Origin of the sequence: Streptomyces sp. Ac-502 (assembly GCF_045222935.1) — a bacterium.
GTDB classification, from domain to species: Bacteria; Actinomycetota; Actinomycetes; order Streptomycetales; family Streptomycetaceae; genus Streptomyces; species Streptomyces monomycini.
This window is the reverse complement of record NZ_JBHFFO010000001.1, coordinates 6762166-6776785: the sequence shown is the minus strand read 5'-3', so window position 1 is coordinate 6776785 and position 14620 is coordinate 6762166. Positions and strand designations below refer to the sequence as shown.

Annotated in this window: 10 protein-coding genes and 2 pseudogenes; 4 read left to right on the top strand and 8 right to left on the bottom strand. The window is 72.4% G+C overall.

Annotated elements, in window-relative coordinates:
- Nucleotides 1–27: 27 nt before the first annotated feature.
- Nucleotides 28–920 (bottom strand): annotated as a pseudogene (locus ACEXOX_RS31005) (helix-turn-helix transcriptional regulator).
- Nucleotides 921–974: 54 nt separating this feature from the next.
- On the opposite strand from ACEXOX_RS31005, the gene ACEXOX_RS31000 reads away from it, so the two are divergent.
- Nucleotides 975–1766, top strand: a complete 792-nt coding sequence (locus tag ACEXOX_RS31000; RefSeq protein WP_406524358.1) for an SDR family NAD(P)-dependent oxidoreductase — start codon at nucleotides 975–977, stop codon at nucleotides 1764–1766.
- Nucleotides 1767–1796: 30 nt separating this feature from the next.
- On the opposite strand, the gene ACEXOX_RS30995 is transcribed toward ACEXOX_RS31000, so the two are convergent.
- The 6 genes from ACEXOX_RS30995 to ACEXOX_RS30970 form a co-directional block, all read right to left on the bottom strand.
- Entirely contained in the window at nucleotides 1797–3077 is a 1281-nt protein-coding gene (locus ACEXOX_RS30995; protein ID WP_406524357.1) for a serine hydrolase domain-containing protein, read from the bottom strand.
- A 694-nt stretch (nucleotides 3078–3771) separates the two neighbouring features.
- The gene (locus ACEXOX_RS30990) at nucleotides 3772–4686 is read right to left on the bottom strand and encodes a hypothetical protein (protein WP_406524356.1); all 915 of its coding nucleotides are present in this window, start codon (nucleotides 4684–4686) and stop codon (nucleotides 3772–3774) included.
- Nucleotides 4687–4736: 50 nt separating this feature from the next.
- The gene (locus ACEXOX_RS30985; RefSeq protein WP_406524355.1) at nucleotides 4737–6152 is read right to left on the bottom strand and encodes a hypothetical protein; all 1416 of its coding nucleotides are present in this window, start codon (nucleotides 6150–6152) and stop codon (nucleotides 4737–4739) included.
- 164 nt (nucleotides 6153–6316) lie between these two features.
- A complete protein-coding gene (locus tag ACEXOX_RS30980) occupies nucleotides 6317–6943 on the bottom strand; it encodes a DUF6113 family protein (RefSeq protein WP_406524354.1) in 627 nt (208 codons plus the stop codon).
- Nucleotides 6940–7878 (bottom strand): N-acetyl-1-D-myo-inositol-2-amino-2-deoxy-alpha-D-glucopyranoside deacetylase, encoded by a 939-nt coding sequence (gene mshB, locus ACEXOX_RS30975; protein WP_406524353.1) that lies wholly within the window; start codon nucleotides 7876–7878, stop codon nucleotides 6940–6942. The genes ACEXOX_RS30980 and mshB overlap by 4 nt, the downstream gene beginning before the upstream one ends.
- A gap of 136 nt (nucleotides 7879–8014) precedes the next feature.
- The gene (locus ACEXOX_RS30970) at nucleotides 8015–8209 is read right to left on the bottom strand and encodes a hypothetical protein (RefSeq protein ID WP_030020272.1); all 195 of its coding nucleotides are present in this window, start codon (nucleotides 8207–8209) and stop codon (nucleotides 8015–8017) included.
- A gap of 233 nt (nucleotides 8210–8442) precedes the next feature.
- On the opposite strand from ACEXOX_RS30970, the pseudogene ACEXOX_RS30965 reads away from it, so the two are divergent.
- Nucleotides 8443–10607, top strand: a pseudogene (locus ACEXOX_RS30965) (prolyl oligopeptidase family serine peptidase).
- A 218-nt stretch (nucleotides 10608–10825) separates the two neighbouring features.
- On the opposite strand, the gene ACEXOX_RS30960 reads toward ACEXOX_RS30965, so the two are convergent.
- Nucleotides 10826–11173: a hypothetical protein gene (locus ACEXOX_RS30960; protein ID WP_406524352.1), complete on the bottom strand. Its 348-nt coding sequence runs from the start codon at nucleotides 11171–11173 to the stop codon at nucleotides 10826–10828.
- 493 nt (nucleotides 11174–11666) lie between these two features.
- Between ACEXOX_RS30960 and ACEXOX_RS30955 the strand changes: the two genes are divergently transcribed.
- Together ACEXOX_RS30955 and ACEXOX_RS30950 are read left to right on the top strand one after the other, a co-directional pair.
- Nucleotides 11667–12698, top strand: coding sequence for an ABC transporter permease (locus ACEXOX_RS30955; protein ID WP_406524351.1), 1032 nt, complete (start codon nucleotides 11667–11669; stop codon nucleotides 12696–12698).
- Nucleotides 12699–12786: 88 nt separating this feature from the next.
- Complete coding sequence (locus ACEXOX_RS30950; protein WP_406524350.1) at nucleotides 12787–14589, top strand: ABC transporter substrate-binding protein; 1803 nt, start codon at nucleotides 12787–12789, stop codon at nucleotides 14587–14589.
- Nucleotides 14590–14620: the final 31 nt, after the last annotated feature.

Here is a 14620-nt window from a genome sequence, read left to right as displayed (position 1 = left end):
CGCGCCGGGTTCTTCACGCGAGTGCGGTCAGCCGGGCACGCTCATCCGCTGCGTGCCGATCACCGACAGCAGCCGCAGGGCCTCAGCCGACGGCGAGCCGGGGGCGGCGGTGTAGATGACGACGCGCTGGTCCCGGTCGGCGATGTCCAGGACGTCGCAGCTGACGCTGACGGGGCCGACGAGGGGGTGCTCGAAGGTCTTGCAGAGGGTGGGCCGGGCGGCCACGTCGTGGGCGGCCCAGAGCCGGGCGAACTCCTCGCTGCCGGCCAGCAGCTCCTCGACCAGGCCGGTCACCTCGGGGTCACCGGGGTAGCGGGCCGCCGAGGCGCGCAGTTGCCGGGCCGCGGTCCGGGCGAAGCCGTCCGCGTCCGAGACGCCGTACAACCGCCGGCCGTACGGGTGCGGGCCGAGGAACGCGCGCCGGAGGAGGTTGCGGTCCCGGCGCGAGAGGGCGGAGAAGTCCTCCATCAGCGCGGCGGCCAGCTCGTTCCAGGCGATGACCTCGTACGTCGCCGAGATGACGATCGCCGCGGCCTCCGGCAGCCGCCGCAGCAGGTCGACGATGCTCTGCCGTACCTCACGGGACGGCCCCGGAGGGGGCCGGGCGGGGCACCGGCGAGGTGGTGCAGGTGGTCGCGCTCGGCGTCCGACAGGCGCAGCGCGCGGGCCAGCTGGGCCAGCACCTCGCGGGAGGGCTGCGGGCCGCGCGCCTGCTCCAGCCGCGTGTAGTACTCGGTCGAGATGAACGCCAGCTGCGCCACCTCCTCGCGGCGCAACCCCGGGGTGCGGCGGCGCGCTCCGGCGGGCAGCCCCACGTCGGCGGGGGTGATGCGCTCGCGCCTGCTGCGCAGGAAGTCGCCCAGTTCTCGTCGTACGTGTCGGTCCACGCCCCCAGTGTGCGCGGACGCCGGACGGCCCATCCAGGTACAGCCGGTGCCTGGATGGGCGGGGCGGCCGGGCACAGGCTCGTCGGCATGAACAACACACCGACCCCGTCCACCACGACCGCGGGCCTGCTCACCGGCAAGGTCGCCTTCATCACCGGAGCGGGCCGCGGCATCGGCGCCGCCGCGGCACGGCTGTTCGCCCGGGAGGGAGCCGAAGTACTTCTCGCGGCGCGCACGGAAGCCCAGCTCAAGGCGGTGGCCGAGGAGATACGGGCGGCCGGCGGGACCGCGGAGCACGTGGTGTGCGACCTGGCCGACGCGGCGAGCGTCCGCGCCGCCGTCGACCGGGCCGTGCAGCTGTACGGACGGCTCGACGTGGCCTTCAACAACGGCGCCACGGGGCAGCCGCCCGGCCCGCTGGACGAGCTGCCGGAAGCCGAGTTCGACCTCGTCAGCGCCGTGAACTTCAAGGGCCCGTGGCTGGCGATGTCCGCCGAGATCGCCGCCATCCGCGCCACCGCGGGGCGCGGGGCGATCGTCAACACCTCCAGCGTCGGCAGCCTGGCGGGCAACCCGCAACTGCCCGTCTACGGCGCGGCCAAGCGGGCGGTCAACAGCCTCACCGCGTCGGCGGCCGTCACGTACGGCCCCGAAGGCATCCGCGTCAACGCCGTCGCCCCCGGCACCACGCTCACCGAGATGCTGCACACGTGGGACGAACAGTCCCCCGGCACCATCGAACAGCTCAACGCCCGTACCCCGCTGGGCCGCGCCGCCGCCCCGGAAGAGATCGCCCAGGCCGCGGCCTGGCTGCTCAGCGACCGTTCCTCCTACGTCACGGGGACGGTCCTGCGGGTCGACGGCGGCATGTACGCCTGAGCGGCCATGACGGGCGTCGGCGCGGCGGGTTCAACGCTTCCGTGTGCCGCAGAACTCGGCCTCGACGACCCCCACGTACGTGGCGGCGTCGCCCATCCAGTCGCCGTTGATGTTGAACGTCAGCTGGTGGCCGCCGTCCCGGGTGCCGACGACCCCGGAGACGGAGCCGTTGGCTCGGCCCGTCTTGCCCACCACGGTCACCCCGCAGGAGAGGGTGACGGACTCGATGCCGAGTCCGTAGCGGTAGCCCGCGACCTCCGCCGGCACGGTGGTGAACATCGCGCGGGTCGCCGCGGGGCCGAGCAACTGCCCCTTGGTCAGGGCGCGGAAGAAGGTGTTCAGGTCGCCGGTGGTGGAGATCATGTCGCCCGCCGCGCCGAGCCACGACATGTTCTGCTCGGTGGCGTCCACGACCGGCGCGTCGGGTTCCTTCTGGCGCAGCCGTGAGTAGGCGGTGGGGTGCGGCAGCGGCATCCGGGGGCTCAGGCCGGGGAAAGAGGTCTCCCGCAGGCGCAGCGGGGCCAGGATGCGCCGCTCCGTCTCGTGGGCGTAGGAGCGGCCCGTCGCCTTCTCGATGATCATGCCGACGAGGACATAATTGGTGTTGCTGTACCGGGCCGCCTCGCCCGGGGCGCTGTGCGGCGGCCGCTTCGTCGCGAGGGCCACCAGGTCGGTGGGGCGGTAGGTGTCGTAGCGGTGTCCGGGGAACCCGGGGCCGGAGGAGCGGCGGGCGAACTCGGCGTCCTCGGAGTAGTTGGCGAGGCCGCTGGTGTGGTTCAGCAGCTGGCGCAGCCGGATGGCGCGGCCGTCGTTGCCGTTGCCGCGCACGAGCCCGGGCAACCACTTCTCGACGCTGTCGTCCAGGTCGAGCGCGCCCTCTTCCGCCAGTTGGAGGAGGACGGTGGCGAGGAAGGCCTTGGTGATGCTGGCGGCACGGAAGTGGTCGGCGCGGGTCCGCTCGCGGTGCGTGGAGGTGTCCGCGTACCCGGCCGCCCCGGACCACCGGCCCCGCCCGTCCCGGGCTTCGGCGACGACCCCGGGGAGACCGCCCTTCTCCACGACGTCCCGCAGCGCCTGTTGGGTCGCCTGGTGACGACCGGCCTGGTGCTGGGGAGTCGCGGCCTCGGCGGCCGACCCGGTGGCGAGGACGGCCGTGACGGCCAGGGCCAGGGCCGTGGCACGGGTGACGGCCGGGCGTGCCGGACGGTGGGAGCGGTGGGAGGTGCTGCGGGAGGCGGTGTTGCGCGAGACGGTGCTGCGGGAGGCGGCGGGCCCGGCGGTGCGGGTCCGGCTGTCGGTTACGGAGATCATGCCCGGGACGCTATGGCGCGGCGCGGCCGCACAGTACCGACGAAAGTAAGGTCCGCGTTCTTACCTATGGGGGTACCCACGGGCGGGTTCCGTCCGCCGCGGCACGTCATGGCAGCGCCGCGGCGCATGAAGCCCGGAAAAGTCTGGAAATCCCGGTCCCGCGCCTGGGGCGACGTCGAGACGGTTCCGTACGACGGTACGGGGGGAGCGACGCGCCGGGACCGTATCGACGTGACGGTAGTGGAGCGACGTGACGGAGACAGAGCGTCGCGACGGGGGCGGAGCGTCGTGACGAGTACGGAGCGTCGTGGCGGGACCGTATCGACGAAACTGGTCCGACTCGACGCGCCGGGGCCGTAGCGACGCGACAGCTCCGACTCGTCGCGCCGGGGCCGTAGCGACGTGACGGCCCCGGTACGACGTAACGGCCCCGGTACGACGCACCGGCAACGTCTCGACGTACCGAGGACGGAGCGACGCAACAGGCTCGACCCGACGTACCGGGGCCGTATCGACGGACCGGGACCGTATCGACGTAACGAGCCCGGCCCGACGCACCAGCACCGGAACGACGCACCGAGGGCGGATCGACGCAACGCCACCGGGGCGACGTACCGGACCCGAACCGACGCACCGGACCCGGCCCGGCGCACCGGACCCGGCTCGACGCAGCCGGGTCCGGTTTGACGGCTGGTCAGCCCGCCGTGGCGCCCTCGACCTTGGCGACGCGTTTCTGCGGTGCGGGCGGGGCGGGCTTCCTGAGGGCCTGCGTCATCGCCGCGGCGGCGTGCTGCGGGGTCATCTTGACCTTGCCGGCGCCGCCGTCGATCGACACGTTGTCGAAAGCGTGACCGTACTTCTCCTCCAGCTTGGCCAGGTCTATGACCGGCTGGAGCTTGCCGTCGGGAGCGGCGGTGAAGGTCAGCAGTTCGCCGATGGAGCGCTGGCTGAACGGCACCTCGACGCCGCCCGCCGACAGGTAGACCCATCCGGAGACGGCCGGTTCGGCCATCTCCCGCAAGGCCCGGTCGACCTCCGCCTTGCCCGCCTTCGGCTGCTGCTCGACGGCGGCCAGCACCACCGGGGTGTTCTTGCCGGTGGCGGCCCGGTCCAGGTACGCCTTTTCGATCTTGCTCTTGGACGCCTTCACGTCGACGGCCTTGTAGGGCGTGCCGTAGTGCGGGACGGCCTTGCCGTTCTCGAAGGTGATGCTGCCGTCCTTGGCGGCGCCCGCCGGGCCGGCCACCGCCTTGAGCGCGACGTCCAGCTTCTCGTCGTCGGTGATCATCGCGGGCTTGGCGGTCCGTGTGCCGCCGAACAGCGAGCTGATGACGGAGACCGGGTTGTAGTCGCGTCCGGAGGCGTCCCGGACCGTGGCCTGGGTGTCGATGTTCAGCCCCGCCTTGGCCGGCACGAGCGTCTGCTCCTTGCCGTCCACGGTCAGCTTCAGCGGCTCGTTGCGGGTCTTGCCGACGGCCGCGTCCAGCTTCTTGACGGCCTCTTCCTTCGTGGCGCCGCCGATGTCCACGCCCAGCGCGGTGGTGCCGTTGGGCACGTCCGCGTGGTCGAGCAGCAGCCCCGCGCCGTACGCGACGCCGGCCAGCACCACGACCGCGACACCCAGCAGAACGACCTTGTTGCGGCCCTTCTTCTTCGGGTTTATCGGCTCGGGGATCTTGGCGCGCGGCGGGGCCGGGGTGTCCTGGCCCGCGCCCGGTCCGGGCGGGAAGGGCGCCGCGGGCGCCGGAGCGGCGTCGGCGGGGACCGTCGGGATGCCGCCGACCAGGGTGTCGCTGGAGAGCTGGTCGCCGCCGGCACGGCCGGAGCCGGCGGGCGCGCCGCCGGGGAAGCCACCGGCGTTGCCGCCCTTGCCGCCTCGGCCGCCCTTGCCGCCGGACGCTCCGCCACGGCCGCCGGCCCCCTGAGCACCGGCCGGTACGCCGCCCGCGATGCCACCCGGGGCGCCGCCCGTGACGCCGAGGCCGCTGCCGGGTCCGGCAGCGGGGGCGGGGGCTGCGGGGTGAGCACCGCGGTGTCGTCGGTCATGCCGGGACCGCCGTTCGCGCCCGGAACACCCGGAGTGCCCGGTGCGCCCGGAGTGCCCGGTGTGGGGAAACCGGTGGGCAGGTCGAAGGCGGAGTCACCGGTGGCCGGACCGGTCGTCGGACCACTCGGGCCGTTCGGACCACTCAGGCCGGTCAGGCCGTTCGGGCTGCCCGCGCCGGTCAGCCCGCTCGGCTCACTCGGGCCGTTCAGACCGTTCAGACCGTTCGGGCCGCCCAGACCGTTCTGGCCGTCCGGACCGCCCAGGCCGCCGTGGTCAGCCCCCTGGCCGACGCCGCCACCGACGCCGCCCGTACCGCCCGGCGAGTCGAACGGGCTCGCGCCGCCCTGCCCCAGGGACCCGTCGAACGGGCTCGCGGGCGTGTCGAACGGCGACGGGGCCGTGTCGAACGGCGAGCCGCCGTCCGACGCGGCCGCGTCGGAGAAGTACGGCAGGTCCGGGCGGTGCGAGCCGCCCGTGCGGTCCTGCGGCGCGGCGGAAGCCTGAGGGTCCGGCGCCGGAGCGGGCGCCGGGGTGCCGGCGGAGGCCGCCGTCGGCTTGCGGGGCGAGAACCAGTCGCTGGTCTTCTCGGCCGGAGCGCTCTTGGCGCCGTCGGCACCCGGCGCGTCCGGCTTGCGGGTGCCGCCCGTGCGCTCGGACCCGGCGGCCCCCGCGTCGGGCGCGCCCTGACCGAGCGGCCGCCCCTGGCCGAGCGTTCCGGACGTACCGGATGTGCTGGACAGCGGGGACGGGGACGCCCCGGCACCGGCGGATCCGCCGGCCCCGGACTCCTCACCGACGGGCTTGCGCACGACGACCGGCGGGATGGGGCGGGACCCCGGAATATTGATCTTGATCCGCGTGGTCAGCGTGGTCTCGGTCTTCGGCTCCTCCGGCTTCGCCGCGGCGTCGGCCGCCACTGCGTCGTCCGCCTCGGACCGAGGCGTTCCGTACGGCGGTGTCCCCGACGGGTACGCGGCACCGCCGCGCCCCTGGGCACCGGAGGACGAACTGTCAGATTCACGACTCAAAGCAGGTTCTCCCGGTTGGCTCCGCCGCTCGTCAGTACGGTGCTTGGGCGGCTCGGCGGCGCGCACCACCATACTGGCCGCTGTCGGCGGTCACCCCGGGAGCAGGACGACGCCCCGCTCCCGGACCGCCGTGCGGTCCTGAAAATGATCACTGGGACCGGTGCTTACTTGCCAAGTCGGGCCGCTTGCGCACCGTTGGCCCGCATCTGCGAACCGGTGGCGCAGATCACAGCCAGCACGATGCCGCCGACGAGGAAGACGTACGTGCCCGGTCCGGCACCGAAGAGGAAGTCTCCCTCGGGGCGGGCGTCGCTGAGCAGGATCACGGTCACCAGCCAGCCCGCGCCCGGCGCCAGCACGCCACCCGTCCGGCCGAGTGCCACCTGGCCCCCGTAGAAGAGGCCGCCGGCCGCCGCCAGCGCGAGGAGCAGCCCGCCGGGGAACCACGCCGCCTGGACGAGCCCGCCCGCGGTCGCCACGACCGCGCCGAGGACGAACAGCAGGACGTACGCGGCCACCCGGCCGGGGCTCAGCGGCGCGGCGAGCCCGCTTCCGGCCGCCTCGCCCCTCGCGCCACCCGCGCCCCTCGCGCCCCTCGCGCCCCCAGCGCCACCCGCGCCCGCCGTCCCGGCACCAGCACCCGCGCCACCACCGGCACCGCCCCTGACCGCCGCGCCCTTGCCACCCTTGGGGGCCGCCGCGCCCTTGCCACCCTTGGGGGCCGCCGACGCGCCCGCCTTCGGCCCCTTGCCGCCGGACGCGGCCCTGGTGCGCTTCTTCGCGCCGCTCATACCGCCTGCTCCTTCTCGTCCTCGGTGCGCTCCCCGTTCCCCGTGTCGTCCGCCACGCCCGCGAAGAGATCGTCCTCGCGCTCCCCTGCCGCGGCGCCGGATTTGCCCCGTACGAGCTGGTAGTACTCGGTCCCGTACAGGGGCTGCCCCAGGCCGTTGGAGAGCGCGAAGAAGGGGCCTTCGACGGCGATCTGTGTGGCGTGTGCCCGCATCGCCGCCGCCTTCGCGGCCGCGCAGCGCTCGCCGCCGGAGACCTCGGTGGTCACCACGCTCTCGTCCACGATCCCCGGCACGTCCTCCGCCACGCCGACGCCGGGGAAGGACGGGCCCGCCGCGCGCAGCCGCGCGAAGCCCTCCTCGACCACCGGGCGCGGATTACGGTTCCAGTAGATCTTGCCGATCCGGTGCGGCACCCCCAGCTCGGGACGGAAGTCCGGGTCGGCGGCGAGGTCGGCGGCCCGCATGGCGACGCGGTGCGCCTGGATGTGGTCCGGGTGGCCGTATCCGCCGTTGCCGTCGTAGGTGACCAGCACCTGCGGCCGCACCTCGCGGACGACGGCGACCAGGTGGCCGGCGGCCTCGTCCAGGTCGGCCTGCCAGAAGGCGTCCGGCCGGTCGTTCTGCGGGGCGCCCATCATCCCGGAGTCGCGGTAGCGGCCGGCGCCGCCCAGGAAGCGGTGGTCGGTGACCCCGAGCACCTGCATGGCGGCGGCCAGCTCCTCGACGCGGTACGGACCCAGGGCGTCGTCCCGGTCCGGCGCGAGATGGGCCAGCTCCGGCGGGATGACCTCGCCTTCTTCGCCGCGGGTGCAGGTCACGAGTGTGACCAGGGCCCCTTCGCCCGCGTACTTGGCCATCGTGGCGCCATTGTTGATGGATTCGTCATCCGGGTGCGCGTGCACGAGCAGCAGCCGGCGGGCGGGAAGGTCGGTCATGGAGACAGCGTACGAGCCGGGCGGCCGGGACCCCGCATCCCGATCCGGCCCGCCCGGCCCACCCCCGGTCAGGGGCCGGGCCCACCGCCCCCGCGCACGGACTCCGGCGGGGGCGCGGCACCGCGCGCGCGGATCCCTAGAACTTGATCCCGCCGAGCATCCCGGCGACGTTCGTCGTCAGCTGCTTGATGGTCGGGCCGATCGACGAACTGGCCAGATAGAAGCCGAGCAGCATGCACACCAGCGCATGTCCCGTCTTCAGCCCGGACTTCTTGACGAGCAGGAAGACGATGATCGCCAGCAGCACCACCGCCGAAATCGTCAGTGCCACGGCGGCTCACCTCCAAGTACGCACGGTCCGGACAGCGTTGGGACGACGCGGGGCCGACGGCTGACGGCCTCGCGGGCACGGGGAAGTCACGCTCCACTCCCTTACCCACTCCGCGGACTGGATCATAACTTTCCACGCTCGCGCATATGTCGGTGCACGGGAGCAGAACGGGGGCGCACGCGATCATCGCGGAAGCGGGCGCCCCGGGGGTGTGGCACCGTAGGCTCCTCCGCATGACCGGACAGCTCTCTTTTCCTCGGCAACACGCCCGTACCCAGCGCTTCTCGCTGGGCGCGCCGCGCGGCTTCGCGGTGGCGCCGGACGGCTCACGCGTCACCTTCCTCCGCTCCCGCGCGGGTACCGATCGAGCGAATCTGCTGTGGGTACTGGATCTTGACGAGGGGCGGGAGTACGCCGCCGCCGATCCGGCGGCGCTGCTCGCCGGCGCGGACGAGGAGCTGTCACCCGAGGAGCGGGCGCGCCGCGAACGTACGCGCGAGGGTTCGTCCGGTGTGGTGGGCTACGCCGTGGACGCCGCGGTGGAGCTGGCCGCCTTCACCCTCTCGGGCCGCCTGTTCACCGCCGAACTGCGCGCCGGCACCGCCCGTGAACTGCCCGTACCGGGCCCGGTGGTGGATCCCCGGCCGTCGCCCGACGGGCGGCACATCGCGTACGTGTCCCAGGGCCGGCTGCGGGTGGTCCCGGCCGACGCCGCGCCGGGCGACGGCGACGGCACGCCGGGCGACCGCTCCCTCGCCGAGCCGGACGGCCCGGACGTCACCTGGGGGCTCGCGGAGTTCCTCGCGGCCGAGGAGATGGGCCGCTACCGCGGCTTCTGGTGGTCCCCGGACAGCGACCGGGTGCTGGCCGCGCGCGTCGACGACGCGCCCGTGCGGCGCTGGTGGATCGCCGACCCGGCGCACCCGGACCGCGAACCGGCCCGGGTCGCCTATCCGGCGGCCGGGACCCCCAACGCCTCCGTGGGCCTGGCCCTGCTCGGCCTGGACGAATCGCGCACGGACGTCACGTGGGACCACGAGCGCTACCCGTACCTGACACGCGTGCACTGGTCGGCCGCGGGCCCGCCCCTCCTCCTCGTGCAGAGCCGCGACCAGCGCGCCCAGCGCTACCTGACGGTCGACCTCAAGACCGGCGCGACCAGCACCGTGCACGCCGACGAGGACCCCCGGTGGGTGGAGCTGACCACCGGGTCGCCCGCCTGGACGCCGGACGGGCGCCTGGTGCGCGTCGCGGACGAGGGCGGGGCCCGCCGGCTCTTCGTCGGCGACCGGGCGCTGACGGCGGCGCCGCTGCACGTCCGGGCCGTGCTGGACATCGGCGAGGACGACGTGCTGTTCACGGCGAGCGGCGAGGACCTGCACGACATCGGCGTCTACCGCGCCTGGTACCGCGGCAGCGGCGACCAGGGGGCTGGGAGCGGGTCGGCGAGCGCCCGTACCCGTCGGTGTCCTCCGCGGTGCGCGGCGGCGCCGTGACGGTCCTCTCGCACGCCTGCCCGGACCGGCCGGGGGCGCAGACGGAGGTGGTGCGCCTGGAGGCGGACGGCGGCGAGACCTGGCTGGCCGCGGTCGGCTCGTACGCCGAGGTGCCGGTGCTCGCCACCGGCCCGCGCTTCGTCCTGTCCGGCGAGCGGCGGATCCCCTGCGCGGTGCTGCTGCCGACCGGCTACCGGGAGGAGGACGGTCCGCTGCCGGTCCTCATGGACCCGTACGGCGGTCCGCACGGGCAGCGGGTGGTGGCCGCGCACAACGCCCATCTGACGTCGCAGTGGTTCGCCGATCAGGGTTTCGCGGTGATCGTCGCCGACGGGCGGGGCACCCCGGGGCGCTCCCCCGACTGGGAGAAGGCCATCCACCGGGACCTGGCGGCGGTGGTCCTCCAGGACCAGGTCGACGCGCTGCACGGGCTCGCGGACCGCTTCCCGCTGGACCTGGACCGGGTCGCGATCCGGGGCTGGTCCTTCGGCGGCTACCTGGCCGGGCTGGCCGCGCTGCGCCGTCCCGACGTCTTCCACGCCGCCGTCGTGGGCGCCCCGGTCACCGACCAGCGGCTGTACGACACCCACTACACGGAGCGGTACCTGGGGCACCCGGACGAGGACCCGGCGCTCTACGCCGAGAACTCCCTCGTCGGCGACGAGGGCCTGGTGGGCGCCGCGGAGCCGCACCGGCCGATGATGATCGTGCACGGGCTGGCGGACGACAACGTGGTGGTGGCGCACACCCTGCGGCTCTCCTCCGCACTGCTCGCGGCGGGCCGGCCGCACGAGGTGCTGCCGCTGTCGGGCGTCACGCACATGACACCGCAGGAGCAGGTGGCCGAAAACCTCCTGCTGCTGCAAGTCGACTTCCTCAAGCGCTCCCTAGGGGTGAACTGAGCCGGACGGCTCTCCCCACCAGTTCGGCGGAAGGTTCGAGGGCGGGGGCGGCGGCGCGTACCCCGGCGGCAGCCGCCCGCCCACGGGCCCGCACGGTACGTCCGCCCCGGCCGCCGGGTGGGCCGGCGCCGGCAGCACCACGAGGCCTGTCGGGACGCCGAACGCGGCGGTCACGACGTCGAGTTGAGTGCTCGGTGCCAGAGCACCGAAGTGGCCGATCAGCCCCGCGCGCTGCTCGGCGGCCAGCGCCGCGGCACCGTGCCCCCCGCCCCGGGAAGCCCGTCCGCGCCAAGGCTCCACAGTGGCGGCTCCCGGAACAGCAGCGTCGCCACGGCGACCGCACTCAGCGCGCGCGGAGCGGACGGCGCGCGGCGCTGCACCGCCACCACCGCGAAGAGGCAGCCGAGCCCCAGCACCGGATCCAGCAGCGTGGTCGCCCGGGCCACCGCACCCTCCGGACGCGTCGGCACGCCCGCCCACAACCACCAGACATCCAGGGAGTATTGAGCCACAGCGAGGCCGCGGGCGATCCAACCGGCGCTCAGCAGTGCGAGCAGCAGGCCCAACAGCGCGCCGAACCCTCCGACACCGCGCGCGAGCCCTTCTCCGCCCCATGACGTGACCCACCCCTGCCCCCGCACGGACAGGTCTACTCCACTCACCGCACCGGGACAACCGCGCGGCAGCAGACGGCGGACGGCGTCCGGGCGGCAGCCGGCCGGGGTGAGCACAGGGCCACCCCGGCCGGTTGACGGCACCCGCACGGCCGTACGCTGTCGAGCATGGCGCGTCCGTATATCGGCGTGACGACAGTCAAGTTACCCCGCTGTTACGGTCGTTGAGCGGGACATGTCGCCCATGCCGTGCACCGCGTACCGCTGTCAAGCACGCACTGGCGTCAATCTGCGCAATCTTCGCTCAAGAAGAGGAAACCACGCCGGCGAGCGTTCACCGTCCTCTTGACTGGGCCATAAATCACTTGCCAAAGTCCGCTCAACCAGCGGTGCGAATCAGCGCTGCGTCCCGTTGCAAGTGAACTCGGTGCGGGGGAACTTCGCGATGACCAGTCCGTCCCAGACCGCGGTAACGCAGGCCGATCCCTCCGGACTCGGGCCCGAAGGGCTGCGGAAAGTCAAGGACCGCACGGGCGGGGAACTGGTCGGCCGTTCCCCCGGCCAATTGATGTGGATCAGGTTCAAGCGCGACCGGACCGGAGTGATCAGCGGATGCGTCGTGCTGGCGTTCTTCTTGATCGGTCTGCTTGCCCCGCTGATCTCCACGTTGTACGGCAAGGATCCGTACACGCGGTACGGACAGATCACTCCGGGTCTGCTGGTGAACGGATATCCGGCGCAGCCGAACGGAGGCATCTCCTCTGAATTCTGGTTCGGAATCGAACCCACCCTCGGGCGTGACGTGTTCATGCAACTCGTCTACGGGATCCGGACCACGCTTTACCTCTCGGTCGCCATCACTCTCGTTTCGGTGCTCACGGCAATCGTCCTGGGTGTGGCCGCCGGATACTTCGGCGGCCGGATCGACTACTTCATCGGCCGCGTCATCGACCTGCTGATGGCCTTTCCCAACCAGCTCTTCTTCGTCGCCTTCGTCCCCGTGGTCGGCGCGATCTTCGTGGCCCCCGAGGACGCGATGGCGACCTGGATGCGCTGTCTCATTCTGATCCTGGTGCTGTGGTTCCTGGGCTGGATGAGTCTGGCCCGGCTGCTGCGCGGCACCACCCTGTCGCTGCGCGAGCGCGAGTTCATCGACGCCGCCAAGGTCAGCGGTGCCTCCCCGGCCCGGATCATCCGGCGTGAGCTGCTGCCGAACGTGATGACACCGATCCTGGTGCAGACGACCTACATGCTCCCCAGCTTCGTCACCTCGATCGCGGGCCTGTCCTTCCTCGGTGTCGGCCTCGTCGAACCCACCCCCGACTGGGGCCGGATGTTCGCCAACGCCGCCGAGTACTACCGCAACGACATCACGTACTTGTTCTTCCCCGGCATCGCGATGGTGCTCTTCATCGTCGCGTTCAACCTCCTCGGGGATTCCGTCCGGGATGCCTTCGACCCGAAACGCGCCCGGTGAACCGTGTTCCACGGGGGTGCTGCCACCCCAGCACCGCACACGTCAGGCAGCGGCCACGGAACTACGACAGGCAGGTGCATCCACCACCATGAACACAGCCCGTACGCACAGAGCGCGCGCCACCGTCGTGGCGCTGTCCGCGGGGGCCCTGGTCCTGACCGCCTGCAGCAGCGGCGCCGGTCAGGGGGCGGAGGACGACCAGGGACGCAAGGAGGCCGAGAGCCAGCGCGCCCAGATCGCCTTCGGCGACGCCAAGGCGTCCACCGGACCGGCCGAGCCGGTGCCCGACGCGACCCCCGGCGGCACGATCAAGGTCTACCAGCGCGACACCTACGACCACCTGGACCCGGCGCAGATCTACGTCAGCGACGAGGGCACCCTCTCGACGCTGATCTTCCGCCGGCTGACCTCCTACCACCTGGACAACAAGGGGAAGTACACGGTCGTCGGCGACCTGGCGACGGACAGCGGCAAGTCCACCGACGGCGGCCGGACCTGGACGTACACCCTGAAGAAGGGCGTGAAGTTCGAGAACGGCCGGCCGATCACGTCCAAGGACATCCGGCACACCTTCGAGCGGACCTTCGCCGACTTCATCTCCAACGGCCCGACGTACGTCCAGCGCTGGCTGGCCGACGCGGAGGGCAACGAGTACCGCAAGCTGCTGCCGGGCGGCCCGTACGGCGGCAAGCACCTGCCGGACAGCGTGCTGGAGACCCCGGACGCGAACACCATCCGCTTCCACTTCAAGAAGCCGGTGGGCGACCTCCCGTACGCGCTGGCCATGGCCGGTTACGCCGTCGTACCGGAGAAGGGCGACACCAAAGAGCGGTACGACAAGGCCCCGGTCTCCTCCGGGCCGTACAAGATCGCCCCGGGCTCGTTCAAGTCCGGCAAGGGCATGTCCCTGGTCAAGAACCCCAACTGGGACCCGAACACGGACATCGTCCGCCACCAGTACGTGGACAAGTTCGACATCCAGTTCGGCGTCTCCTACCCCGACTCCACCCAGCGGCTGATGTCCGACAGCGCCGACAACCAGACGGCCGTCAGCTTCAACAACCAGGTCGACGCGGCCAGCCTCCAGCAGGTGGCCGCCACCCCGGACATCAAGAAGCGCTCCACCAGCGGCTACCAGCCCTACGTCGGCGCCATCAACTTCAACATGAAGCGCCTGAAGGACAAGAAGGTCCGCGAGGCCATCGCCCACGCGATCCCGATCCAGGCGGTCCTGGACGCGTTCGGCACGCCGGGCGGCGGCGAGCTGGCGGGCAGCTACATCAGCCCGACGCTCACCGGGCACAAGGACATCGACCCGTACGGCAAGCTCAAGAAGCCGATGGGCGACGTGGAGAAGGCCAAGCAGCTGCTCAAGGAGGCCGGCAAGGTCGGCATGAAGCTGACCTTCGCCTACACCAACGCGCCCGAGCCGCAGAAGTACTCGGTGGCGATCGCCGACAACCTGCGCAAGGCCGGCTTCAACGTGCAGAACAAGGACCTGCCCTCGGACACGTACTACGACATCATCGGCAAGGTCGACAACCAGTTCGACATCTACCCGTCCGCGTGGGGCGCCGACTGGCCCAGCGCGCTGACCGTGCTCCCGCCGGTCTACGACGGCCGCCAGATCCAGGACAACGCGCCGAACTACTCGCACTACAACAACCCGGCGGTCAACAAGGAGATCGACCGGATCTCCCAGCTGACCGACCAGAAGCAGGCCGCACACGACTGGTTCGCGCTCGGCGAGAAGATCCTCAAGGAGGACCTGCCGCAGCTGCCGACCTTCTACTACAAGCAGGTCCAGCTGCACGGCTCCAAGATCGGCGGGGTGGTCAACAACGACATCATCAGCTCCGTCGACCCGACCAAGATGTTCGTGAAGAAGTAGCGGGCCGGCGCCCCGGCGCCGCCCGCCGCGC